The sequence below is a fragment of the Streptomyces stoeckheimensis genome, assembly GCF_045822005.1.
Lineage (GTDB): Bacteria > Actinomycetota > Actinomycetes > Streptomycetales > Streptomycetaceae > Streptomyces > Streptomyces stoeckheimensis.
Genome location: NZ_CP169550.1, coordinates 157,594 through 182,835, shown reverse-complemented (window position 1 = coordinate 182,835; position 25,242 = coordinate 157,594). Strand labels below are relative to the sequence as shown.

Sequence of the window (25,242 nt, the reverse complement as noted above, 5' to 3'; positions counted from 1 at the left end):
GCGTTACCAGTGGTAACCGCGCCGTAAGTTACCAGCAGGTAAAGGGCGTGAACAGGGCTGTGGCATGCCTTCCAGCGGGCTTCGAGCGCGCTTCCACCGGCATGCCGCCCGTAGAAGCCCGCTCGAAGCCCGCTGGTGGAAGGCCCGCTCGTGGAAGGCCCGCCCGTAGACGCCCTGGGAAGGAAGGACGCGACGGCGTCAGGCCAGACCCGACTCGATGGCGCGCCGCACGGCGGCCGCCCGGTCGCGGATGCCCGCCTTGGCGAACAGGTTGTTGATGTGGGTCTTGACGGTGGCCTCGCTGATGAAGAGCCGCTCGGCGATCCCCCGGTTGGGCAGGCCCTGCCCGATCAGCGCGAGCACCTCGCGCTCGCGGGGAGTGAGGTCCTCGGGCAGGGCGGGTCCCGGCTCGGAGGCCTTCGTGGTCGTGCCCCTGGCGGAGGCGAGCAGCCGGTCCTGCACTTCGCGGTCGAGCACGGACTGACCGGCCGCAGCGGCCCGAATGGCCCGGGTGATGTCCTGGCGTCCCGCGTTCTTGGTCAGGTACCCACGGGCTCCCGCGCCCAGCGCGCTCAGGATCGAGTCGTCGTCGGCGAACGTGGTGAGGACAACTACGGCCACCTGCGGGTACTGCTCGCTCAGGCGGCGGGTCGTTTCGATCCCGTCCATGACCGGCATCCTCAGGTCCATCAGGACGACGTCCACGGGCCCGGCGGCGACTGCCGTCAGCACCTCGGTTCCGTCCGCTGCGGCCGCGACGACGTCGATGTCACCGGACAGGCCGAGCACCGCGGCGAGCGGCTCCCGGACGGCGGCCTGGTCGTCGGCGACGACCACCCTCAGCTTCTGCTGTTCTTCGGTCGGTTCGCTCATCCCGGGATCACTGCCTCCACGTGCCAGCCGTCCCGGTCCGGTCCTTCGGTGACCGGTCCCGCCGTGACGGTTCCGTCCAGGAGCGCGACGCGTTCGCGCATTCCGATCAGCCCCATCCCGCTGCCGGGCCCCGCGTGCACCTCGCGGGTGCCGGGGCGGTTGCGGACCGCCAGGGTCGTCGACGCCGCGGCGAACCCCAGCTCCACGCGGACGTCTCCTCCGGGCGCGTGCCGCGCGGCGTTGGTCAGTGCCTCCTGGGCGATCCGCAGCAGGTTCTGGGTCACGCGGGACGGGAGCTCGCGGGCCGTGCCGCTGACGGTGAGGGCGTCGTGGTGACCGGAGGATTCGACCATCGCGGCCAGGCTCTCCACGAGCGGCAGCGCGTCTTCGCGCAGCGCGTGCACGGTCCACTGCGCCTGCTTCAGGCTCTCTTTGACCAGGGCGTGGGCCTTGGAGTTGGCCTCCCGGACCTTCTCGAGGTCGCCGGTGTCGATCAGCGCGTCGGTCAGTTCCAGCTGCATGTTGATCCCGGCCAGCGAGTGCGCCAGTACGTCGTGCACGTCCCGCGCGATCCGGCCGCGTTCGCTCAGCACGGCCGTCCGCGCCTCGGCGCGGGCGGCGCGTTCGGCCGACTCGGACGCTGCGATCGCCGCCCTTACGGCCTGGCGCTGACTGTGGTTGAGGATGCCGATCAGGACGGGGGCGCCGGTGGCGAGGCCGAGTACCCAGGGCAGTTGCGGGTCTCCCGGCCCGAGGTGGAGGTACAGGACGCCGGCGCAGAGCGCGCTGCAGAGTCCTGCGAGGGCCAGGGCCCACCTGGTCTCCAGCCGGTAGCCGATGTGACCGGTGAGGAAGAAGGCGAAGAGGTAGCCCGTTCCGCTGCTGCTGACACCGATGAGGGTGGCCGCCGCGAGGACACCGGCAGCCAGCCAGGCGGGGGCGAACCGCTGGGTCGCGGCGTTCTCGGGCAGGCCCCGGGCCAGTAGCGCTGCCGTGTTGAGCACGAAGAGGACGAGGACGGCCAGGCCCTGGCCGGTGAAGCCCATGGGCCGGATCGTCACGACTCCGACGACGATGACCGCCAGGGTCATGGCCCACCGGACCCGTGGATCCTGTCCGGGAACGGGACGCTGGGCGGCCTCCGGGGAGGCTGCCGACCCGAGGGGCGGTGGGCTCTCGCGCGGGGGCATGGGCCGAACATACTGCACGGTCAGGCCGTGCGGTCGAGCACCGGCACGGGGCGGGCCACCGTGTGGGTGCGGCTCCGGATGAAGATCGTCGCCAGCCGCGTGACCACCTCGGTGACGGCCATGAGGACGAACGCCGCCACCCAGGCCTTGTCGCCGGTGATCTGGTGGGTGACGCTGAACCGGGCGACATCGGCGCCACCGCCGTGCTCGACCCACAGCTGGAAACCCATCCGCGCGCCCATGCCCACGACCCACAGGACCGCCGACACCACTCCGGCCTTGATGAGGACGTGCCCGTCGACCGTCCGGATCCGGGTGTAGACGCCGCCCGCGATGCCGAGCGCGGCGCCCGCGCCCACCAGGACCGCGATCAGCGCCAGGTCATTGCCCGCCGTGGGGATGGTGTCCAGGTACGAGTAGGCCACGAAGGCCACGATCCCCAGCGGGATCAGGAAGGACTTGAGGTCGAGCCGCCCTTCCCGAAGCTGCCGGAAGACGATCAGGATGAGGGCGATGTCGGTGATCCACTCGGTCGTTGTCATGCCCTCAAGGCTGCTACGGGGCGGCGCGCGGCACCTGGACCCAGGGGTGGAAATGGGGGTGGAGTCCGGCCTCCCCCTCTCCCCCTCCTTCTCTCCTCCCCCCTCTCCACCGACGGCCGGCGGAACACCGGGGACGGCGGTCCTGACGCCCGAGCGCCCGCCCGCCACGTGTCGTGACGGGCGGGCGCTCGGGGCTCAGGGAAGCGGGATCACTTGCCCAGGTAGGCGTTGATGACCGTGACCTCGGAGACGTTGCCCTGCTTGTCGGTGACCCGGGCCCGGAAGGAGATGCCCTGGTCCTTCGCGGGGTTCCGGACGGAGAACGCTCCGTCGGTGACCTTGACCTGCTTCCAGGTCGTGCCGCCGTCGAGGCTCACGGAGATCGTGAGCGACTTGAGGTTCTTCCCGGAGGCCGCTCCCTGCACGGTCACGGGGATCCGGGTGACCTTGCCCGCCGGGGCGCGGGAGGCGATGTCGAGCGGGGCCCGGAAGCGCACCGTCGAGACCGGGAGCGAGGTCTGGGCGGCGACCTGACGCGAGCGGAAGGTGAAGCTCGTGTCGATGCGGGTGGAGACGGCGGAGACGTCCGGGGACCGCTCCACGGAGGTGGCCAGTCGGTACTCGGCGTCGGCGCCGTCGACCGTGAAGGGCTCCCAGCCGCTCAGCGGGTCCTCGTTCTCGGCGACCTTGATCCCGTTGCGGTACAGGGTGGTGGCGGTCTTGGTGAGCGCCGAGGAGCCCGCGTGGCCGGCGCCGTCGCCGAACAGCGGCACCGCGCCGGTGATGGTCTGCTTGCCCGTCTCCGGGTCGGGTGCGCTGCGGAACACGCCCAGGCCCGGGGCGCCCAGGAGCGGTGAGAAGACTCCGGTGTTGAAGGTCTCGCGGTGGGAGGAGCCGGCCGCGTAGCGCTTCGGCTCCAGGGCGGCCAGGTCCGCCTCGATGCCCTGGTTGCCGTCCCCGTCGGGGGCGCCGAGCTGCCAGAACCCGCTCCGCCAGGTCGCGCCGTCGAGGGCGGAGAGCAGGAGCGTACGGGTGCCGGGAGCGGGCTGGACGGCCCCGTAGAAGTCGCCCTGGGACATGCCGGGCAGGGTGGGGGCGGCGTAGGCGTAGCCGGACTTGCCGGGGGCGGACGCGCCCATCCCTACGGTGAGCTTCGCCAGTTCGGTCTCCTTCAGGTGCCGCTTGTACCCGGTGGCGAGACGCTTCGTCACGCCGCCGAGGGCAACGTTGTACTGGGAGGCCGGCGCCTTGAGGAAGGTCGCGAGCCAGCTCTGCGTGAGCGAACCGTCGGTCACGGCCGGCCCCATGTGGGCGGAGCGGAACCCGGTGTACCCCTTGGGGAGGACCCAGCCGTTGCCGAGGTGGCCTTCGCCGACCTTCTGCTGGTAGTACGGCAGGGCGAAGTCGGCCGTGGCCAGACCGGGAACGGTGATGTCCACCGGCTTCGCGGTGCGCGCGTCGACCGTGACCTTGGTGGTTCCGGAGACCTCCAGCCGCGGCTGGACCAGCCAGTCGACGCCCTTGGTGAGGTCCGAGGCGTCCTGGTACACGGCGCCGTGGAGGGCGTAGGTGCCCTTGGGCAGACGCAGGGTGCCGGAGCCGGACTCGTTGCTGACGCCCGTCCATATGCCGTCGGCGGCGCCGCCGATTCCGAACAGGGAGTGGGAGAACTCGCGGGCAGGGGCGCCGTCGCGGTCGACGGTCGCGATCGTGACGTCGTACGCCTCGGCCTCGCGGACGGCCGCCGCGCCCGTACGGACGGACTGGCCGCCCCCGGTGGCGGTGACGTAGCCGGAGAACGCGCCGTCGACGTCGCCGAGCCGGGTGTCCGCGGCCAGGTCGACCTCGGCCCGGCCCCCTGCGGGCACGGTCACCTTGGTGGCGCCGAGCGCGAAGAACCCGGACGGGGCGGGCTTGCCGTGGGAGTCGGTGCCGGTCACCGCGAGGTCGAGCGTGATGTCGGTGGTGCCGAGGTTGCGGTAGGCGATCTTCTTGGTGAGGGGCTTGTCGTCGGCGTGCGGCCACTGGGCCGTGCCGAGGGAGACCGACGGCTGCTCGGTGATCACCGTCTGGGTCAGGGCCTTGTCCACCTGCACGCGGCCGGTGCCCTGTTGCTGGACGCCGACCGCGCCGTCCTTCGTGGACGCGGTCAGCGCGCCCTTGAGCTCGGTGCCGGTCCAGCCGGGGTTCTTCTGCTTCAGGAGCGCCGCCGCTCCGGCCACGTGCGGGGTGGCCATGGAGGTGCCGTTGAGCACCAGGTAGCCGGGGACGGGGTGCTGGGCCCCGGGGTCGGTGTCGAGCTTGCTCCCCCTGGCCGCCGCGGCCGTGATGCCCACGCCGGGCGCGGTGAGGTCGGGCTTGACCGCGCCGTCGCCTACGCGAGGGCCCCTGCTGGAGAAGTCCGCGAGGGCGTCCTTGCCGTCGACGGCGCCGACGGTCAGGGCGGCGTCGGCGCTGCCGGGCGAGCCGACCGTGGACTCGCCGGCACCGTTGTTGCCCGCGGCGACGGCGAACAGGACACCCTTCTCCGCCGACAGCCGGTCCACGGTGGCCTCGACCGGGTCCACGCCGGGGAAGTCGCGGCTTCCGAGGCTGAGGTTGACGACGGCCGCACCCTCGGCGACGGCCCACTCCATGCCCGCGATGACCGCGGAATCGGAGCCGTAGCCCCGGTCGTCGAGGACCTTGCCGCTGATCACCTTGGCACCGGGCGCGACGCCCTTCATCGCCCCGCCGGACGCGGCCCCGGTCCCGGCCGCGATGGAGGCCACGTGGGTGCCGTGGCCGACGCGGTCGGTGGTGTCGGGGGAGTCGGAGAAGTTCTTCTCCCCGACGACCTGGCTCTTCAGGTCCGCGTGGGTCTTGTCGACACCGGTGTCCAGGACGGCGATCTTCACGCCCGTGCCGTCGAACCCGGCCTGCCAGGCCCGGTCGGCGCCGATCTGCTTCGTGCTCTTGTCCAGGCTCGCCTTGCGCACGCCGTCCAGCCAGACCTTGCCGATGCCGGCGCCGGCGGCGCGGAGGCCGCGCGCGGTGGGCTCCGTCAGGGCCTCCCAGACCTTCGTGGCGTCAGCGGGCGATGCCTTGACGGCTTCGGCGTTGACGGTCTGGAGGACGCGCCCCGCACCGTGGCCGGCGGCGGACCGCAGTTCCGCACGCGCTGCCCCGGCGGAGCCCTCGTACTGGACGATCAGGCCGAGTCCGCCGCGGTGCAGTGCGCGCAGGGTCGGGTCGGCGAGCGTGGTGACGTCGAAGAGCCGCCGGTCCAGCTTGCCGGCGGCCAGCAGGGCCCGGGCGTCGGCGGGCAGGACCAGGGTCCGGCCGTCGGCCCGCTCGATCTGCACCGGTACGCGCTCGCGGCCCTTGCCGGGCTCGAAGCGAACGACGGCGCCGCTGCTGTTGACGGTCACCCGGTCGCCGGTGATCAGCGTGACGGTCACGGGGGCGCCCGTGGTGCTCCTGGTGGGGGAGGCGGCGGGTGCCGCCCCCGCGGGGCTGGTCAGCCCCGTGCTGAGGGCGACGACGGCGGTGGCGAGGGCGAGGGCCCCCGCGGCTTGTCGAGGCCTGTGGGTCCGTGTGAACAACTCTGCTCCTGTTGAAGGCACGCACGACGGCCGGAGCCGTGGCGCGCGCCCCGTAGTCGGGGGGTGACACCGGTCGCCGGGGACCGGTCGGCCCGTGTCCCACCAGCCTCCAGGGGGAGAAGCAGGGGTGGGCGGGGCGGGCCGTCCGGGCCGCTCGGCGACCGGGGTACGGCAGCAGTCCACCGGCTCGCGGATTGTTCAGCAGCCTCGATCCGGGCGGCTGAACAATTGTTTTCCGTGGCCGAAGAGGCCCTTGTGGCTGCTGGTGCCCCCGCATACGGTGGAAATGATCTTGATCCCGGGGGAGGGGACCACATGGGACGCGGTGCGGGAAGGCCGGAGAAGGCGCTCGACCCACAAGCCGGTCCCGCCGCCCGGTTCGCCGCCGAGCTCCGCGCACTGCGCCGCGCGGCCGGCTCCGTTCCCTACCGGGAACTGTCCGCGCGGGCCGGCTTTTCGGTGACGGCCCTCTCCCAGGCCGCCGCCGGAAACCGGCTCCCGAGCCTGCCCGTGACGCTGGCCTACGCCGAGGTCTGCGGCGGCGCCCGGACGGAATGGGAACGCCGGTGGCGCGCGGCCGCGGCCGAAGCAGCGACCGAAGCCCTGGCCTCCCTCGAACTCGGCGCCGACAGCGGGGGAACTGCGCCCTACCGGGGCCTGACGCGCTTCGAACCCGAGGACGAGGCCGTGTTCTTCGGCCGGGAACAGCTGACCGACCAACTGACCGCCCTGGTCGCCGCACACCGCTTCGCCGTCGTCCTCGGCCCCTCCGGCAGCGGCAAGTCCTCCCTGCTGCGGGCCGGTCTCATCCCGCGACTGCGCCGCTCCGCACCACCGCTGCCACCCGCCGCGGCCCTGCGCGTCCTCACCCCGGGCGAACACCCGATGCGGACCCACGCGCCGGTACTCACCCCCGCCGCCGGAGACGGCGAGACCTGGCTGATCGTCGACCAGTTCGAGGAGGTCTTCACCCTCTGCACGGACCCCGACGAACGACGGGACTTCCTCGCGGCCCTCCTCGCCGCCCGCCACCCCGGAAGCCGGATCCGCGTGGTGCTCGCCGTGCGCGCCGACTTCTACGCGAACTGCCTGGCCCACCCCGCCCTGGCCGAGGCCGCCCGGGCCGCGGCCCTCCCCGTGGGCCCGCTGACCGCCGAGGAGATGCGCGGCGCGATCGTGCGTCCCGCGGCAGCGGCCGGTCTCACCGTCGAACGCGCCCTCACGGCCCGGCTCGTGGAAGAGGTCACCCGCGAACCCGGCAGCCTGCCGCTGCTCTCCCACGCCCTGCTCGAGACCTGGCGGCGCCGCCGCGGGCGCACGCTGACCCTGGCCGGACACGAGGCGGCCGGTGGTCTGCGCGGAGCCCTGGCCCAGACCGCCGAGGAGGTCTACGCGGCACTCGGGCCCGACCGCGCCCCCGTCGCGCGTCGCCTCCTGCTGAACCTGATCACCCCCGGCGACGGAGCCCCCGACACCCGGCGGCCCGTACCCCGCGACACCCTCGTGCCCCCGGACTCGCCGGAGGCCGCCGAAGCGGCAGCCGTACTGGACCGGCTGGCCCGAGCCCGGCTCGTCACCCTGGACCGGGACGTCGTGGACCTGGCGCACGAGGCCCTGATCACCGCGTGGCCGCGGCTGCGCGGCTGGATCGACACCGATCGCGAACGGCTGCGGCGCCACCGCCGGTTGACCCAGGCCACCCAGAACTGGCTGACCCGCCGACGCGACACCGGGGCGCTCCTGCGCGGAGGCGAACTGGCCGAGGCCGAGGCCACGTTCGCCGACGACGCGGGCCGCTCCGCCGAGCTGATCCCGACGGAGCGGGAGTTCCTGCGTGCGGGCCTGGCGTCCCGCGCCCGTACGCGCCGGATCCGTCGCGGCGTCACCTCCGTCGTCGGCCTCCTCCTCGTCCTCCTCACGGTGGTGAGCACGACCGCCTGGCAGCAGGGCCGCGACAACGTCCGGCAGCGGGTCGACGCCGCGATCCGCAAGGCCAAGGGGGAGGAACTGGCCGCCGCCCAGCTGGCAGCCGTGGCCCAGGGCCTACGGGGCTCCGACCCCGCCCTGGCGATGCGGCTGAGCGTGGCCGCCTGGCGGGTCGCCGAGACCGCCGAGACCCGGTCGGCGCTGCTGGCGGCGTCCGGCCAGGCCGAGTCCGACGCCTACGACGTACCGGACGAGGCGGGGCCCTGGACCTCCCACCCCGCGTCTCCGGTCCGGCTGAGCGCGGACGGCCGGATCGCGGTAGCCGTCGACGTGGACTCCCTGCGCGCCTGGGACGTCACGAAGAAGACGGCCGTCGGACCGGAGACGGCCCTCGACCCGCTGGCCCTGTTCCGCGGAATCTCCCCGGACGGCCGCACCGCGCTGGTGCAGGGGGGCCGGGCGGAGACGGAGCCCGCATCCGAGAGCGGGGCGCGACGGCTGGACCTGGTGTCCGGGACGGCGCTCGACGCCGTGCCCCACCCGGTGGGCGCTTCCATCGGCTGGACGGCCGCCGAACAGGTCGTCGCCGACCTGGACATGGACGGTGCCACCGGCCGGCTCTCGCTCCGGGACGTACGGAGCGGCCGCACCCTGCTGGAGGTGCCGACCGGGCGGCATCCGATGTGGGCGCTCAGCCCGGACGGACGCCACCTCGCCCTGTGCGCCCGGGGAGGGGACGCGGTCGGCGCCTTCGAACGGGCCGACGTGCCCCTGAAGGTCTGGGACGTGGCCCGGCGCGCCGAGCTCCCCGCCTCCCGGCCCGGAGCGTGCGCCGTGGACGCGTTCCGCTTCACTGGTGACGGCGCCGTCCTCGCGGCCCAGGAGCCGGGCGGCCTGAGCCTGTGGGACCCGGTCACGGGCCGGGAACCGGCCGGGATCAACCACCCCGGCCTGACCGAGATGACCACCAGCCCCGACGGCCGGTTCGCCGCGGCCGTCGACGGCCGGGAGATCCTGATGTGGCGACTCTCCGCGCCCGAACGGCCGGTCTTCCGGTACTCCCTCACCAACGGGGCCGCCTCCCAGCTCCGGATCGACCCGAAGGACGGCGTCATCAGGTACCTGACCGAACGCCGGCTCGGGGACACCGTGGTGCGCACGATCTCCTACGGAACGGCCGCGACGGCGGACTGGAACCCCGAACCGGCATCGACGGGCACCTTCAGCGCGGACGCCACGACCGTCGCGGTCGACCGCCGGCAGGGAGACAGCACCTGGTTCGAGGCCTACGCCGTCGCCGACGGCCGGCGCACGGCCAGCACCCCGCCGGCCGACTGCCCGAAGGCCGCACCGGAACCCACCGAAACTCCCGCACGACACGACTGCCGCGTCCTCCTCGCGCTCAGCCCCGACGGACGCACCCTCGCCCACGCCCGAACCGACTTCGCCGAAGGCTCCGACGCGGGGGAGGACCGGCCGGCAGGCGAGGCGACCGCGACGCGCCCCCAGGAGCCGACGCTGTGGGACGTGCCGGCGAACACGGCCCGTCCCCTCCCCACGGACCCGGAACCGCCCTTCGCCGCCCGGCTGCCCATCACGGGCATGGCCGTCTCACCCGACGGCCGGTCCCTGCTCACGACGCGCGCGGGCGTCGACTCCCTGGACGTCCGGGACGTGGCGAGCGGACAGCGGACCCGCCCCCAGGACCTCACGAAGGACCGGACCTCCCCCGTGCCGAACCCGCGGAGCGACCGGTCCTCCCGGGTCGCGGTCCGCCCTGACGGCCGACTGCTCGCGACCTCCTCGGACACCTTCGACGTCACCACCGGCCGACGCACCGAACGGGGCCCCACCACGGAACAGGGCGGAGTGATGGCCTACAGCCCCGACAACACGCGCCTGGCCGTCGGTGACACGACGGGCGGGGTCACCCTGTGGGACGGCGAGGCCGAGCGACGCCTGGCGACCCTCCCGGCCGGCGCGGACGCGATCGGCCTCGACTCCTCAAAGGCCGTCACCGCCCTGGCCTTTTCCCCCGACGGCCACACCCTGGCCGTGGCGGGCGCCTCCGGAACGCTCCGGCTCTGGGACGTGAACTCGGGCCGGCCTCTGGGACCGCCGCTGCCGACCCCCGGCGACGGAATCGTCGCCGTCGCCTTCTCACCCGACGGCCGAACCCTCCACAGCGCAGGCGAACACAGCACCGTCCGCACCCACCAGGTGACCCCGGACCGCCTCGCAGACTCCGTCTGCGCCCGCTCCGGAACCGGCCTCTCCCGCTCCGACTGGCGCACCTACCTCCCGGATCTCCTTACCGAAAGACCTGCTGACGGATCGCGTTCACCCCGCGGTCCCACGAACCCGCGCGCTGCGGGGCTTGGCCGAAACATGTCCTGGACGGAGCCGCAGCCAGGGCACAGACTGCGATGGGCGATCAAGTGGCGCCGGAGTAGACGGCGATGGAGGATGCCCGGTGCTACGCATTCACTTCACTGCCGAGGACCTGGCTCGGACCCGGGTGGCCGCGACGATAGGGGCGGCCGCGGAAACGATGTACAGCCTGAGGCTGCTGCGCGACTGCGCCGCCAAGGCCCTGCCCTTCCGCCCCTGGCAGAAGGCGGTCCGCGGGCGGCTGGGCGCGCAGACCCGTCCGGTCACGAGCCTGCTGGCCGTGGACGGCCCGGACATCGACCTGACGGTCCTGATGGGTGACACGCCGTCCCTGGAGGAGGGAATCGACAACCTGCTTCGGGCGTCGCCCGCCAGTTTGCGGACCGAGCTCGAGCACATCGCCTTCCACCCCTCGCAGTTGTCGTGGGCCCGGGACCTGGCGGCCGGCGACCTCGAAGCCCGCAAGGAGTTCGCCGCGGGGCTCGCCGCCTGCAACGAGGCGCTCGTAGCTCCCTATTGGAACGGGGCGCGATCCCATGTGGAGGGCGTACGGGCGACCTTCGCGCGGACGCTGCTCGACGGCGGGATCGAACGCCTGCTGGAGGGGATGTGCGTGCCGCTGGTGCGGTGGCGGTCACCGGTACTGGAGGTGCAGTACCACCGGCACGTCGACGTCCACCTCGGGGGGCGCGGTCTCGTCATCGCGCCGACGGTCTTCCTGTGGCGGGACCCGGCACTGCTGTGGGACTCGCAGGACGACACCTCGGCGCCCACACTGGCCATTCCGACCATCGGTGACGCAGCGGCTGGCACTGCCCTGTGGGGTGCGGCGCAGGCCGCGGAGCAGTCCCTGGGTGCCTTGCTGGGGCGCACTCGGGCCGCAGCACTGCAAGTGGCCACCGAGGGGTGCAGCACCAGCGAGCTGGCGCGGCGCCTGAACGTGTCGCTCGCAGCGGCCAGCGAGCACGCGACGGTGCTGCGCAACGCCCATCTGATCACCACGAGCCGACGCGGCAGATCCGTGGTGCACACCGTCACCCCTCTCGGCGCCGAACTCTTGGGAAACCACGGATGATCCGACGCCCGAGGCGTGAGCGGGATGGTCGGACGAACGGTCAGCCGAGCTTTCCGGCTTGGGCTTCGACCACGCTCTTGGGGTGGTCCGCCGTGCCGCTCATGCTCTGTGCGTGGAACACGGCGAGGGTGTTGGCCTTGCGTACGGCGACGAGTTCCGTCGAGATCCGTCCGATCTCTTCGTCTGCCATGGCGAGGGTGTAGGTCAGGCTTTCATTTTGTCCTCCTCGCTCGCGTCCTGGGCCACCGGCTTCGGCTTGGCGGCCACCGTGCATGCGAAGCGTCCGTACGCACGGCGTCGGCCAGAGCCAGGCCGAAGGCACGGGAGCCCTGGGCGTTCGGGTGCAGCGGGAAGGCGTCGCGGGTGGAGACGGCCGCCCTCGATGGAGCGGTCGGCCGCGGGTGCGCCGCTCGTGGACGTTCAGCTTCGAGGACGGCCGCGCACCCGGGCCATGTGCACGTGCCCACCATGCGCCGCCGGCGGATGGGCACGGGCACGCTGCGGTCACGCCCGCAGGGTGCTCCACGGGCGGCTCGCGTGTTCGGCGGGAGTGCCGTCGAGTACCTGTGCCGTGCGGGTGGCGGGGTCGAGGACGACGGTGGCCAGACTTGCCCAACGGTGCCCCGACGGGGCGTTCATGTCGGGGACGCAGGTCAGCGGTGGTTCCCCCGGACCGGTGATCAGCCGCTCGACCAGTTCCTCGGCCCGCTCCACGGGGGCCTGCTCGATCCGGTCACGGAGGAACGCATAGCGCTCACCGGAGTCGGGCTGGTAGAGCGAGCTCTTCTCGTGCGCGGCCGGGACGGCGGTGAGGAAGTGGTTGGTGCGCAAGTGCGTTCCCGGGGCCGCTTCGGGAACCTCGAAGATCCCCACCGGGCTGAGGTCGAGGAGCAGGGCGCTGTCCTCGTCGAAGAGGGCGAAGGATCCGGACGAGGTGAGCGGGGCGTGGAGAAGGATCTCCCGGGCGTGCTCCGTGCTGCCCGCCTCTTCGAGGACGGCGGCGGCGAGGACGTGTACCGGTACGCCGCCGACGCGGTCGTCCCGGTGTCCGAGGATGTTGAAGTGCAGGGCGAGTCCGGCGCTGTTCACGCCGATCTTGGCGAGGATGCCGTGCTCGGTGATGCCGGCGTACCGGTACGTCGCGCCGGCACTGGCGATCGTGTGCCAGGAGGAGCTGAGCTCGACGTGCCAGTCCCAGGTCTGCACGCCGACCGGGGTGGTGGCGCCGCCGGGACTCGGCAGGCGCCGCACGATGGTCGAGCACTCGCCGGGCGGGACGGCGCGGCTGCGGGCGAGGATCTCGGTGCGGGCGTTGAGGGCGGCGATCTGCCAGGGCTCGACCCGAGCGGCGTCGGCGATACCTTCGATCTGTTCGCGCAGCGCCGGGCGGAAGGCGTCGACGGCGTCGAGCGCGAGCTCCGCGTCGGAGCGGACCGTGGCGGGCCGGATGCCGGCGAGCGCGAAGAGACCGTCGTAGGAGGCGAGCGCGCCGTGCAGGCCGTCGGCGAGTTGTCGGCCCCGGGACCGGCCGCGGGCCCGCGGGTCGGCAGCGTCGACGCTCACGTGGAGGCGGTGTTCGGGGCGGGGGTACGGGGCAGAGGTCACGAGGCGCATTCCTGGGCGGTGTGGTGGAGGACGGAACCGTCGACGACGGTGGCGAGGACGGGGTTGTCGGCCTGTTCCTCGGGGCTCAGGTCGAGGGGGTTGCGGGCGAACACCGTGAGGTCGGCCAGGTAGCCCGGGGCGATCCGGCCGAGGCGGCCGGCGGAGCCCGCGGCGATGGCGGGGGAGCGGGTCATCCCCGCGTAGGCCTCCCGGGCGCTGATCCGCTGGCCGGGCTGGACGGGCACGGTCGTCGGCTCGTCGACGGGGCGTCGCAGCTGGGCGTCGGAGAGGGCGGTCCGTGGGTCCCCGATCCCGATGGGCCAGTCGGATCCGAGGGCGACGACGGCACCGTGGTCCAGCAGGTCACGGGTGCGCCAGCCGTGGGCGGCGCGCTCCGGGCCGATCCGGTGGGACCAGTTGTCGCTCCGGTCCGCCCTGGTCATCCGGGTCGCGTGGACGGGCTGGAGACCCGCGACGACGCCGAGGGCCGCGAAGCGGGGAAGCAGATCGTCGGGGATCGACTCGATGTGCTCGATCCGGTGGGGGGCGGACGCGGCATGGCCGGTCTCCTCGATCACGTCGAGGGCGGTGCGGACGGCCTGGTCGCCGATGGCGTGCGTGGCGGTGGGCACGTCGTGCTCGGTGAAGAAGCGGACGGCCTCTCGGTAGCCCTCCACGTCCTTCCACAGCGGCAGGCGGTTCTGTCCGAAGACGTCGGGGTGCTCGAACCAGGCGGATCCGTTGTCGGCGGTGCCGTCCAGCATGAACTTGGCGCCCGCGACGTGCCAGCGGCGACCGGCGAGCCGCTGCTGGGCGACCACGGCCTCCCAGTCCCCCCGCGTGGAGTCGGCCGGTACGAGCGGTGAGCAGCGCACGCGTACGGGCAGGTCTCCCGCTCTCTCGATCGCGCGGTAGACCTCCTCGGAGGGCGAAGCGAAGTCCAGCGCGTGCAGGCCCGTGAGGCCGGTCGCGGCGAACGCGCGCAGTCGGTCGGTGACGTGCCGGACGGCGTCGGCGAGCGGTACGGCGGGATAGTGGGCGAACACGAGCTCCATGGCCTGGAGTTCGAGGACGAAGCCGGTGGGCCGGCCGTCGGGGCCGATGACGATCCGGGAGGCGTCGTCGAAGGTCTCCGTACCGGTCAGGCCCATCCGGTCGATCACGGCCGGGCTGACCACGAGGGAGTGCGCGTCGCGGGTCATGAGCGAGATCGGCGCCCCTGGAAAGCGGTGCTCCAGCGGCTGCCCGGTGGGCTCCCCGTCGAAGACGTTGACGTCGAGGTCGAAGCCGGTCACCCAGGCGGGGCCTCGCTGCTCCGCGAGACGGACGGCGATCCGTGCGCAGACCTCGTCGAGGGTGCTCGCCCCGCCGAGGTCCAGGCCGGTGCCGACCTCGATCGCTCCCCACACCGGGTGGGCGTGGGAATCGGTCAGGCCCGGGACCAGGGTGGCTGCGGGGAAGTCCAGCACCCGGGTGGCGGCGCCCGCCCGCTCGCGCAGGAGGTCCTCGCCGCCGACGGCGACGATCCTGCCGTCCTGGACGGCCACCACGGAGGCCGTGGACGGGGCGGGTGCGGCGTCGAAGTTCTCGATCCGTGCGGCGCGCACGATGAGGTCGGCGTTCATGGTCGGTCCTTCAGTGCCGGTCGGTCGGGGGAGGGAGGGTGCCGAAGGCGCGCGTCAGGGCCCCGTACAGGACCGCCGAGCCGAGGACACCGACGGGCACGGCGAGGTTGAGGCCGCCCATCGCCGAGGAGACGGGTCCGGCCCAGGACGTGGAACCGGCGCAGAGCGTCGCCGCGCCGATGCCGGCCAGGGTGGCGAGGACGCCGGGCCAGTTGACGCCGCCGCGGTACCAGAAGGGGCTGGTGCGGCTCTCGTCGTGGAGCTGCTGTCCGTCGTAGCGGTTGCGCCGCAGGATGATGTCGGTGGCGTAGACGGCCATGCAGGGACCGGTGATCACCACGACCAGCTCCATCATGGTGTTGACGGCGGCGAGGAAGTCGAAGACCAGCAGGGCGAACAGGGTCATGACGGTGCCCATGACGCCGATGACCAGCACGGCGATCGTGCGGGGCAGGCGTACACCGATCGACTGCATCGAGAGGCCGGAGCTGTAGGCGGTGATGCCGTTGTTCGCGACGGTGTTCACCACGACGGCAGCGACGAAGGCGGGCACGAACCAGGGCGGCATGATGCTTTCCAGCGCGGTCTGTGGATCGCTCATGTCGAGCGCGGTGGCCGCGAGGGCCCCGATCGCCGTGAAGGCGACGCTCGGCAGGAAGGCGCCGGCCGCCGTCCACAGGGTGATGGCCCGGCCGCTGGTGTGCTGCGGGAGGTAGCGGGCGAGGTCGGGGCTGTTGGCGTACGACAGCGGCGCGGACGCGACGATGGTGAGCCCGGAGGCCAGGACGACCAGGTGCTGCGTCCCGGTGAGCGGTCCGGCCGGCGTGTACGACCAGTCCGCGTGCGCGAGGACCAACGCGCTCAGGGTGAGGAACACCAGCGTGAGGAGGACGGTGAGCACGCCGTACAGGCGGACGATCGTCGCATGCCCGAATATGGCGATGAGGATCGTGATGCCGGCGATCAGGCAGACCACCGCGGCGTCCAGGGCCGCGGACCGCGGCAGGCCGAGCCGGGCGGCAAGGCCGAGGCCGGCGGTGGAGGCCGCCGACCAGTTCAGCGCGAGATAGAGCGAGGCGATCAGCCAGCCGGTGAGGGCCACCACGACCTTGTTCCCCACGACCCCGTACATGGCGCGGGAGATCACGGAACCGGAGGTGCCCGCGGCGGGGCCACTGACGGCGATGAAGCCGGTCAGGAGCCAGAAGGAGTTCCCGGCGACGATGACGGCCATCGCTTCGGCCAGCGACATCCCCATCAGAACGAGGGTTCCGCCCACCACGAAGCTGAGGTAGCTCACGTTCGGTGCCGCCCAGAGGGAGAACAGCTCGCGCGCCGTGCCGTGGCGCTCCGCGGCGGGTACGACGTCGATGCCGCGGCTCTCGACCGAGCCGGCCCGGTCGCGGCCGGGAGCGGTCGCGGCCGTGTCGGTGCCTTGTGGGGAACGCTGCATGAGTGGCCCTTCGAGGAGGCGAGAAGACGGCACTGCCCTCGCCACCGAGATGTCCGGGAGGGTAGGGGCCGCAGGCTACCCAGCTTATTGGTGTCAACACCAATAAGCTGTTGGTGCGCCATCCAATAGGCTGTTCCGCATGACGTCAACCCCCCGTCCCGCCCGGACGCGCAAGACCGCGGAGGAGCGGCGGACGGAGATCCTCCGGACCGCCGCCCGCCTCGCACTCGAGCGGGGTCTGGAGCGCGTGACCATGCAGCTCGTCGCCGACGAGCTCGGGGTGCGGCCCGGTCTGATCAGTCACTACTTCCCGACCGTCGACGATCTGCTGTGCGAGGCCTTCGTCCGGGCGGTCGCCCGCGAACGCGATGCCCTGCTCCCGGAAGAGGAGGCCGCGCTCCCGCCGACGCGGAGGCTGAGCCGCCTCCTGCACCGTCTCGGAGGGGAGGAGTTCACCGACCTCGGCCGGCTCTGGCTCAACGCCCGCCACCTCGCCCGCTACCGGCCGACCCTGCGGAGCGCCGTCGCCGGACAGGAAGCGATCATGCGCGACACCCTGACCTCGGTGATCGAGGACGGCGTGCGCAGTGGCGAGTTCACCACCGCCGATGCGCTGGGGGCCTGCGTGGTCATCCTCGTCGCGATCGACGGGCTCGGCTCCTACGTGAACGACGAACGGCCGTTCACCCACCCCGCCCTCGACACCTTGGTGTTCACCACGGCCGAGCGCGAACTCGGCCTCCCCGCGCGGACGTTGCGCGACGCCGGCTGAGGCGGTCGTCGGCCGACGGGTGTCGGCGGGCGGAGTGGGGTACGAGCGCGGCCCGGGCGGCCCCATGGCGGAGCGGGCCGGGCCTCCCGTCGTTTCCGGGGGTGGCGCGGCCGCGATGCGGGGAGTGCGGGTCAGGTCGACGAGCGGACTGTCGGCCTCGAGATGCCTCCATCCCGTTGACGATCCTGCGATCGTAAGGAAAGTTTCCTAACGGCATGGAATTGATACCAGCCTCCCGTGATCCGCTACAAGACTCCTGCCCTCAATCCACATATGTGGACTGTAAATTGATGCTGAGACGGCCATTGACCGAGTGGACGTCTACCAGCACGATGTACCGCGGCTGCCTCCCCAACTCTCCCCCCACCATCGCAGGAGGAACGTTGTCCGCACGATGGAGAACCGCCGCCGCATGCGGCGGCGCCACGGCCCTGCTCATGGCCTCCGGCGCCACCCTGGGCTCCCTGGACGGCGGCGCTCACGCCGCCGCCGCGACCGCTTCCGCCGCTGTGACCAGCGGCCTCGACCTGTCCCACAACAACCGGCGCACGCCGGTCAGCGGCCTCTACGACTGGTCGAAGGCCGGATACCGGGGTGGCGCCGACCTCCCCGGCCCCGCAGAGACGAACCCCGACGCGGCCTGCCAGATCACCCCCACAGAACTGGCCGGCCTCGGAGTGACGCCGAACGACGGAGCCGACGATTCGGCCGGACTCCAGGCGGCGATCGACCAGATCCGCACCACCTGCTCGCCCGGCGCCGGCCACACCAAGCTGTCGCTGATCACCCTCCCCGCCGGCGTCCTCGACGTGAGCCGGCAGATATCGGTCGACGCCGACTACCTCACCCTGCGGGGGGCGGGCAGCGGCGCTGGCGGCACCCGGTTCGTGTTCCGGCCCGACGCCAACACCCGCTACGACGCGCTCACTCCGGACGGCTCGGACTGGGACGAGGACGGCATGACCGCCGGCTCGGCCAAGGGCGGATGGATCTGGCCCGGCCGCGGCCTGTTCCGCGTCCAGTCGCGCGGCGTCCACTCGGCCTACGCCTCGGAGTACGCGGCGGCCCCCGCCAACCGCAAGGACCTCTTCGAGGGCACCGTCAACGTCCACTGGAAGGCGGGGCTCAAGCTCCGTGACAAGGCGGGCGACACCGGCTTCGCGGCCCGCGCCGGGGACAAGGTCGTGCACCTGGCCTCCTCCGGGGCGCTCGGTGGCTTCCGGCAGGGCGGACTGGTCAACATCCGGGCGGCGAACACGCTGAAGTTCTACGCCCAGCAGGACGTCCAGCCCGCCGACGGCACGCTCCAGAACATCCACATGCGCCAGCAGATCTTCACGGTCGCGGCCGTGGACACCGCCAACCGCACGCTGACCCTGGACAAGCCCCTGGAGTTCGACGTCCCGGTCAGCTCCACATCGGACGGCTCGGCGCCGATCGCGGGCGCGGTCTACGACTCCAAGGCCGCGCCGCTCGTCGACCCGGTCCTCGGCGTCGGCTTTGAGGACTTCGCACTCACCCAGCAGATCCCCGGACTCGACGCGGCGGACGCGAAGTTCAACTACGGCAACATGGCGCCGGCCGAGGAGATGCACGGCATCGTCTTCAAATGGGCCGCCGACTCCTGGGTCCGTGGCATCCGGACGGAGATGACCGGCTCGCACCCGATCGTCACCGAGGAGGCGTACCACCTCCAGATCGTCGACAACCGGCTCGACGGATCGTGGAACAAGGGCAAGGGTGGCAACGGATACTTCCGTGGCTCGCGCGTCTGGGACTCCCTCTACGCGGGCAACACCTCCCGCAACCTGCGCCACTTCACTTTCCAGTGGTCGGCCTCCGGGAACGTGGTCATCGGAAACGACCTCGATTCCGACCTGAACCTGCACGGGGGCTGGGAGCGCAACAACCTCTTCGAGAACAACACGGTGACCGTGCCCTTCGACCACCGCTCCGGCAACTGCCGCGCGAACTGCGGTGAAGAGGGCGGCGGCGGCCCCGACGCCTCCACCTGGTACCCGATCTGGTGGGGCGCGGGCAAGAAGGCGGTGAAGTGGTCCGGCTCCAGCGGCCCGCGCAACGTCTTCTTCAACAACACGATGAGCAAGCAGACGGCCGCGGGGGCGGGTTACACCCCGTACTACTCCGACACCAGCCGGGTCTACCAGTTCGGCTGGAGCGGCACGGCGTGGAAGCACCTCGACCAGAGCGGCACGGCGATCCCCGACTGGGCGGGCCGCGAACGGCTGGACTACACGGGCGGCCACGGTGTGGACGCCACCAGGACGGACACAGGGGCCTCGCTCTTCCTGAAGTCCCTGACGGGCGGCGCTACTCCGACGCCCACCCCCACGCCGACGCCGACGCCCACCCCCACGCCGACGCCGACGCCCACGCCGACGCCGACCCCCACGCCGACGCCCACCCCCACACCGACCTCCTCGCCGGCAGGCTGCCTGACCGTGCGGACCGTCCGGACGAGCGCCTGGAGCAGCGGTTACGGCATGGACGTGTTCGTCAAGAACGACTGCGCCACTGCGGTCTCGGGCTGGAACGTCGAGTTCACGCTGCCCTCCGGCACCGGCGTGTCCAGCCACTGGTCGGCGAACAAGACGCAGAGCGGCCAGCGGTTCGGCTTCACCAACGTGGCCTGGAACGGCGCCATCGCCGCCAGCCAGGAGAAGGGCTTCGGCTTCAACGCGACCGGGCTCGGCCTCCCCGACCAACTCACCGTCGTCCGCCGGTAGGAAGCGAGCCGAACATGCGCAGAGCGATACCGGGAGCCGTCGTGGCGACCGTGGCCGGTCTGGTGGCGGCGGGGGCCCTGACCCTGCCCGCACAGGCCGCCGCACCCAGCCTCACCGCCCGCATCACGCAGACCAGCGTGTGGGACTCGGGCTACGGAGCCGACGTGGCCGTCACCAACGGGGGAGATGCCGCGGCCACCGGCTGGAAGGTGGAGTTCGACCTGCCCGCGGGAACGACGGTCGGCAGTCACTGGTCGGCGAACAAGGCCCAGAGCGGGCAGCACTTCACCTTCACCAACGTCGGCTGGAACGGGGACATCGCCCCGGGCGGCTCGAAGGGCTTCGGCTTCAACGCCGCCGGCCTCGGGCTGCCGCTCAACTGCAAGATCAACGGTGCGCCGTGCGCCGGCGGCCCTGGGACCCCGACCCCGACCCCGACACCCACGCCCACACCCACGCCGACCACCACCCTCCCGCCCGGCCCCGTGGTCGACGTCGACACCTCGGCCGAGCTCCGGAGCGCGCTTGCCGCGGCCACACCCGGCCAGACCATCCGGATGGCGGCCGGCGAGTACCGGGGGTCCTTCGTCACCGAGCGGGCCGGTACCGCGGCCGCGCCGATCACCCTGACCGGGCCGCGTACGGCCGTCCTCGTCAACGACGGACCCTCGGGCGACGCCCCGTCCTGCCCGGTACCCACGACGGGCTGGGATTCCGGCTACGGGCTGTGGCTGCACGGGGCGCCGTACTGGAACCTCGCCGGCTTCACGGTGAAGGAGTCCAAGAAGGGCGTGGTGATCGACAACTCCCACCACGTCAAGGCGGACGGGCTGCACGTCCACCACGTCGACGAGGAGGGGGTGCACTTCCGGCGGTCCTCCGCAGACGGGGTGATCCGCAACTCCGTCATCGAGCACACCGGCCTGGTCCAGCCCGGCTACGGAGAGGGTGTCTACCTCGGCTCTGCGGGCTCCAACTGGGGCTGTCACGGCAACTCCGGCGGGGTGGACCGCTCCGACCGGGTGCTCGTGGAGAACAACCGGATCGGCCCCTACGTGGCCGCGGAGGCCATCGACATCAAGGAGGGGACCTTCGCCGGAACCATCCGGGGCAACACCTTCGACGGCCGGGGGATCACGGGGCAGAACTCCGCCGACTCCTGGGTCGACGTCAAGGGCGTCGACTACGTGATCGAAGGCAACAAGGGAACCTTCGCCCCGCCGGGCACCTTCGCCAACGGCTACGAGACGCACAACCCCTCCACCACCCCGGCCTTCGCCAACGGATGCGGAACGGTGTGGCGGAACAACACCTCGGACCTCGGCGGCGTCGGAGCCTACGCCGTCAAGGTCACCTCGGTGTCGCAGTGTTCCGCCCGGCCCAACGTCGTCCACTCCTCCAACACCGTCACGGGAGCGACGGTCGGCCTGACCAACGTCCCGGTCGTCCCCTGAGGGTGACGGGTCATCTGATGCCGTGACGGCGCAGCGTGTTCGCGAGGGCCGTGGCATGAGCCACCACCGCCCTCGCGACGCGTGCGGTCTCCAACTCGGTCGCGGCCGCCACCGGCATCGAGCAGCTGATGGCGTCCGAGGCGGGGATCCGGTAGTGCACGGGCGCGGACAGGCAGGCCACCCCCGCGGTGCCCTGCTCCCGTTCCAGGGCCCAGCCCCGGTCCCGTACGCGGGCCAGCTCGGCGTACAGCTCGGTGCGGTCGGTGACCGTGTTCGGGGTGAAGGCCTCCAGGTGGGCCGGCAGGACCGAATCCACCTCTTCGGTGGTGAGGTCCGCGAGCAACGCCTGTCCCAGCGCGGTCAGATGGGCGGGCAGCCGGCGGCCGACCCGGGAGATGGCGCGGACGTTGTCGCGTGCCTCGCGGCTGGCGAGGTAGAGGACGTACGCGTCGTCCCGGCGGGCGAAGTGGACGGTGTAGCCCGTCTCCTCGCGGAGGTCCTCCATGACGGCGTGCGCGTACGGCAGAGCGGGATCCCGGTCGAGGTAGGCGGTGCCGGACAGCAGCGCGTGCGGGCCGACGCCGAAGGCGGAGCCGCTGTCGTCCGCCTCCACCCACTTGAGCTCGCGCAGGGTCCGCACGAGTGCGTGCAGGCTGCTGCGCGGGTACCCGAGGCGCTCCTGGAGCTCGGACACCGTGAGCTTCTCCGAGGAGGAGGCAAGTGCCTCCAGGATGCGCACGGTTCGCTCGGCGGACTTGACCGTCGCGACGTCCGGCGTTGCTTCGGGCATGTACATCCTCCAAGTTCCGCACGGCTGTTGACCGGCATGGTAGCGGACGCTTACCTTCCCTTGCAGAGCAGCCACATTCTCAGATCCTGTCCACATATCTAGACGAGGGTCCACCTCTCATGAATCGCACGGATCGCACGGATCGCAGAGCAGCACCCACCGTCCTGGCCGCCTCACTTGCCGCCGTACTCGCCCTCGGGACCCTCACCGGCTGCGGTGCGGACGCCGGGTCCGACAGCGCCGGAGGGGACGACAAGGCCCCCCTCGAGATCTGGGTCCGCAAGCCCCCCGGCTCGCCCACCGAGAAGACCCACCAGGACCTCGCCGCCGCCTTCACCAAGGCCACCGGAGTCGAGGCCAAGGTCACCGCCCTGTTCGACGACTTCGAGACCAAGCTCCAGCAGGCCGCCGCGCAGAAGGACCTGCCGGACCTGATCGTCAACGACACCGCCCAGCTCGGCACCCTCGTCAAGCAAGGCCTGGTCCGCGAGGTCAGGCAGTCCGAGGTGGCCGGCGGCGACCAGCTGATCCCCAGCTCCTGGGAGGCCGCCCGGGCCGCGGACGGCAAGTACTACGGCGTGCCCTTCTCCGCGCAGACCTTCGCCCTCTTCGTGCGCAAGGACTGGCGGGAGAAGCTGGGCATCGCACCGCCCACCGGCTGGGACCAGCTCGATGCCCTCGCCACGGCCTTCACCACCGGGGACCCCGACGGCAACGGCAAGGCCGACACCTACGGCTACGTCATCCCCGGCACCACCAAGCGCGGGTACATGGACTGGTACTTCTCCAGCTTCCTCTGGTCGGCGGGCGGCGAGTACTTCACCGGCGAGGGCGAGAGCCTGAAGCCCGCGATCGACAGCCCCGCGGCCGCCGCGGCCGCACGCCACCTCAAGGACCAGTTCTGCGCCGACAAGAGCGTCGTACCGGGCGCGGTCACCGCAGAGACCACCCAGGCGCACCCGCTGTTCGAGACCGGTAAGGGCGGCATCTACCTCACCGGCCCCTACAACATGGCCCGCTTCGACAAGGCCCTGGGCAAGGACAAGTACGAGGTCCTCCCGCTGCCGCCCGGCCCGGGCGGCAAGAGCGCCGTCCTCGCCGAGGGCGAGAACACCTACCTGATGGCCGGCTCGAAGAACCCCAAGGGCCAGCTGAAGTACGCCGAGTTCCTCATCGGCGCCGAAGGACAGAGCGCCGGCATGGCGGGGGACACCGCCGGCAACGTGGTCCGGCTGCCCGTCAGCAAGACCGTCCAGCTGTCCGCCGTCCGCCAGGACACCCGCTGGCAGGTCTTCGACGAGGTCTACCGCACGTCCGGCCGCTACTCGCCCGTGGTGAAGGAGTGGACACCCTTCCGCCAGGCCTCCGCGGAAGCGCTCAACGGCATGGTCGCCGACTGCGGTTCCGACCCCGGAGCCGTGCTGGGCAAGCTCGCCGCCTCGTTCGCCGAGGAGCTGAAGAAGCAGGGGGCGGGGTCCTGATCAGGCCGACCCGCCCCCGGCGGGGGTGGCTGACCCCCTGGCTGTTCCTCGCCCCGGCACTGCTCCTCTTCGCGCTCTTCAAGTTCCTGCCGATGTGGCGGGCGATCGAGATGAGCTTCCACGAGGTGCGGCCCTACCTCGGTGACCGGTGGGTGGGCACGGCCAACTACGGGCAGGTGGTCACCGACGAGGCCTTCCTCGACGCCATCGGGCACACGCTCGTCCTGGCCGTCGGTCAGACCGGCGGCTCGGTCGTGCTCGGCCTGGTCCTCGCCCTGTTGCTGGAGGGCACCGCCCGGCGGCTGTGGATCGTCCGCACCGCCGTCTTCCTGCCGACCGTGACCGCCATGGCGGTCGTCGCGGAAGTCTGGCGGATCCTGTACCACCCGGCCGCCGACGGCGCCGTCAACACCCTGCTGGGCTGGCTGGGCGCCGGACCCTCGCAGTTCCTGAACAGCCCCGACAGCGCACTGTGGTCGGTGATGGCGGTGGGCGTGTGGCGCGGTGCGCCCTACGACATGATGATCTTCCTCGCCGCGCTCGCCGGCGTCGACCGGACCCTCTACGAAGCCGCGGCCGCGGACGGCGCCGGAGTACGGCGCCGCGTCTGGCACGTCACGCTGCCCGCCCTGCGTCCGGCGTTCGTCATCCTGTTCACCCTCGCCGCGATCCGCTCGCTGCGGGTCTTCACCGAGATCTTCCTGCTCACCAACGGCGGGCCCAACGGCTCCACGGAGGTGCTGATGACCCTGATCTACAAGCTCGGCCTCGAGCGCAACGAGCTGGGCGTCGCGGCCGCCGGATCGATGGTGCTGCTCGCGGCGTCCGTCGCCCTGACCCTGGCCGTACGGCTCTCCGGTGCCCGCGGAAAGGAGGGGGCGCGGTGAGCCGCCTCGACACCGCCCTGGGCCTGGAGGAGCGGCGCGGTCCGGCCGCCACCCTCGGCAAGCTGGCGCTGTACGCCCTGCTGGTCACGGTCTTCGCGGGGCCGCTGCTGGCCCTGCTGGCCAGCGCCTTCAACCGGAGCACCGACCCGACCGCGCTGACCCTGCTGCCGACCAGGCCGACACTGGAGAACTTCCGGGCCGCCATCGACCGCGACGTACTGCTCTACCTGCTGAACTCCTTCCTGGTGGTCGGCGGCGGGCTGCTGCTCCAGATCGGGGTCAGCATCTCGGCGGCCTACGCCCTGGCCCGCAAGCGCTTCCCGGGACTGCGGCTCGTGTTCCTGCTCGTCCTCAGCACCATGATGCTGCCCGAGGAGATCCTCGCGATCCCGCTGTCCCTGGTCCTCTCCGACCTGTCGCTCACCGGCAGCCTCTGGGGAATGATCATCCCGGTCGGCGCCTGGGCCTTCTCCATCCTGGTCACCGCGGAGTTCATGAAGGAGATCCCGGTGGAGCTGGAAGAGGCCGCCCGCCTCGACGGAGCCGGCGACCTGCGGGTCTTCTGGTCGGTGATCCTGCCGCTGTGCAGACCCGCTCTCGGAGTCATCGGCATCTTCGGATTCACCATGATCTGGGACCAGTACATGCTGCCGCTGCTGGTCGCCACCGACGCCCGGCAGTTCACCCTGCCGCTCGCCCTGCGCACCTTGCGTGCCGACGAAGAGGTCGGCATCGGCGTGCTGCTGGCCGCCGCTCTTCTCGCCCTCCTGCCCAGCGTCATCGCCTTCATCGCCATGCAGCGCCAGTTCATGCGCGGCCTGACCTCGGGCGCCGTCAAGGGCTGACA

The 25,242-nt window shown here is 72.0% G+C and carries 17 protein-coding genes; 8 read left to right on the top strand and 9 right to left on the bottom strand.

The window, feature by feature from the left end; all coding sequences use genetic code 11:
* Positions 1–198: 198 nt before the first annotated feature.
* The 4 genes from ACE1OC_RS00810 to ACE1OC_RS00795 form a co-directional block, all read right to left on the bottom strand.
* On the bottom strand, positions 199–873 hold the full coding sequence (locus ACE1OC_RS00810; protein WP_407835279.1) for a response regulator transcription factor: 675 nt from the start codon (positions 871–873) through the stop codon (positions 199–201).
* A complete protein-coding gene (locus tag ACE1OC_RS00805) occupies positions 870–2,063 on the bottom strand; it encodes a sensor histidine kinase (protein ID WP_407835278.1) in 1,194 nt (397 codons plus the stop codon). The genes ACE1OC_RS00810 and ACE1OC_RS00805 overlap by 4 nt, the downstream gene beginning before the upstream one ends.
* 20 nt (positions 2,064–2,083) lie before the next feature.
* A complete protein-coding gene (locus tag ACE1OC_RS00800) occupies positions 2,084–2,605 on the bottom strand; it encodes a hypothetical protein (protein WP_407835277.1) in 522 nt (173 codons plus the stop codon).
* 209 nt (positions 2,606–2,814) lie between these two features.
* Positions 2,815–6,189 (bottom strand): S8 family peptidase, encoded by a 3,375-nt coding sequence (locus ACE1OC_RS00795; protein ID WP_407835276.1) that lies wholly within the window; start codon positions 6,187–6,189, stop codon positions 2,815–2,817.
* A 315-nt stretch (positions 6,190–6,504) separates the two neighbouring features.
* Between ACE1OC_RS00795 and ACE1OC_RS00790 the strand changes: the two genes are divergently transcribed.
* Positions 6,505–10,827, top strand: a complete 4,323-nt coding sequence (locus tag ACE1OC_RS00790; protein ID WP_407835275.1) for a DNA-binding protein — start codon at positions 6,505–6,507, stop codon at positions 10,825–10,827.
* Entirely contained in the window at positions 10,820–11,581 is a 762-nt protein-coding gene (locus tag ACE1OC_RS00785) for an ArsR/SmtB family transcription factor (protein ID WP_407841449.1), read from the top strand. The genes ACE1OC_RS00790 and ACE1OC_RS00785 overlap by 8 nt, the downstream gene beginning before the upstream one ends.
* Before the next feature lie 40 nt (positions 11,582–11,621).
* On the opposite strand, the gene ACE1OC_RS00780 is transcribed toward ACE1OC_RS00785, so the two are convergent.
* The 4 genes from ACE1OC_RS00780 to ACE1OC_RS00765 all read right to left on the bottom strand — a co-directional run bounded on the left by ACE1OC_RS00780 (position 11,622) and on the right by ACE1OC_RS00765 (position 16,264).
* Positions 11,622–11,771 carry a hypothetical protein gene (locus tag ACE1OC_RS00780; RefSeq protein WP_407835274.1) on the bottom strand — a complete coding sequence of 50 codons (150 nt, stop codon included), beginning with the start codon at positions 11,769–11,771 and terminating at the stop codon, positions 11,622–11,624.
* A gap of 314 nt (positions 11,772–12,085) precedes the next feature.
* Positions 12,086–13,195 carry a C45 family autoproteolytic acyltransferase/hydolase gene (locus ACE1OC_RS00775; protein WP_407835273.1) on the bottom strand — a complete coding sequence of 370 codons (1,110 nt, stop codon included), beginning with the start codon at positions 13,193–13,195 and terminating at the stop codon, positions 12,086–12,088.
* Entirely contained in the window at positions 13,183–14,811 is a 1,629-nt protein-coding gene (locus ACE1OC_RS00770) for an amidohydrolase (RefSeq protein ID WP_407835272.1), read from the bottom strand. Before ACE1OC_RS00770 ends, ACE1OC_RS00775 begins: the two co-directional genes overlap by 13 nt.
* A 10-nt stretch (positions 14,812–14,821) precedes the next feature.
* Positions 14,822–16,264, bottom strand: a complete 1,443-nt coding sequence (locus tag ACE1OC_RS00765; RefSeq protein ID WP_407835271.1) for a purine-cytosine permease family protein — start codon at positions 16,262–16,264, stop codon at positions 14,822–14,824.
* 139 nt (positions 16,265–16,403) lie between these two features.
* Between ACE1OC_RS00765 and ACE1OC_RS00760 the strand changes: the two genes are divergently transcribed.
* From ACE1OC_RS00760 to ACE1OC_RS00750, 3 genes are all read left to right on the top strand, one after another.
* Positions 16,404–17,036 (top strand): TetR/AcrR family transcriptional regulator, encoded by a 633-nt coding sequence (locus ACE1OC_RS00760; protein ID WP_407835270.1) that lies wholly within the window; start codon positions 16,404–16,406, stop codon positions 17,034–17,036.
* Between the two features lie 383 nt (positions 17,037–17,419).
* Positions 17,420–19,783, top strand: coding sequence for a cellulose binding domain-containing protein (locus ACE1OC_RS00755; protein WP_407835269.1), 2,364 nt, complete (start codon positions 17,420–17,422; stop codon positions 19,781–19,783).
* Between the two features lie 14 nt (positions 19,784–19,797).
* The gene (locus tag ACE1OC_RS00750) at positions 19,798–21,237 is read left to right on the top strand and encodes a cellulose binding domain-containing protein (RefSeq protein WP_407835268.1); all 1,440 of its coding nucleotides are present in this window, start codon (positions 19,798–19,800) and stop codon (positions 21,235–21,237) included.
* Between the two features lie 10 nt (positions 21,238–21,247).
* Here ACE1OC_RS00750 and ACE1OC_RS00745 read toward each other — a convergent pair whose 3' ends face one another.
* Positions 21,248–22,027, bottom strand: a complete 780-nt coding sequence (locus tag ACE1OC_RS00745) for an IclR family transcriptional regulator (protein ID WP_407835267.1) — start codon at positions 22,025–22,027, stop codon at positions 21,248–21,250.
* 119 nt (positions 22,028–22,146) lie between these two features.
* Between ACE1OC_RS00745 and ACE1OC_RS00740 the strand changes: the two genes are divergently transcribed.
* The 3 genes from ACE1OC_RS00740 (at position 22,147) to ACE1OC_RS00730 (ending at position 25,240) form a co-directional block, all read left to right on the top strand.
* Positions 22,147–23,508 carry a sugar ABC transporter substrate-binding protein gene (locus tag ACE1OC_RS00740; protein ID WP_407835266.1) on the top strand — a complete coding sequence of 454 codons (1,362 nt, stop codon included), beginning with the start codon at positions 22,147–22,149 and terminating at the stop codon, positions 23,506–23,508.
* A gap of 92 nt (positions 23,509–23,600) precedes the next feature.
* Entirely contained in the window at positions 23,601–24,395 is a 795-nt protein-coding gene (locus tag ACE1OC_RS00735) for a carbohydrate ABC transporter permease (RefSeq protein WP_407835265.1), read from the top strand.
* Positions 24,392–25,240 carry a carbohydrate ABC transporter permease gene (locus ACE1OC_RS00730; RefSeq protein ID WP_407835264.1) on the top strand — a complete coding sequence of 283 codons (849 nt, stop codon included), beginning with the start codon at positions 24,392–24,394 and terminating at the stop codon, positions 25,238–25,240. Before ACE1OC_RS00735 ends, ACE1OC_RS00730 begins: the two co-directional genes overlap by 4 nt.
* Positions 25,241–25,242 lie beyond the last annotated feature (2 nt).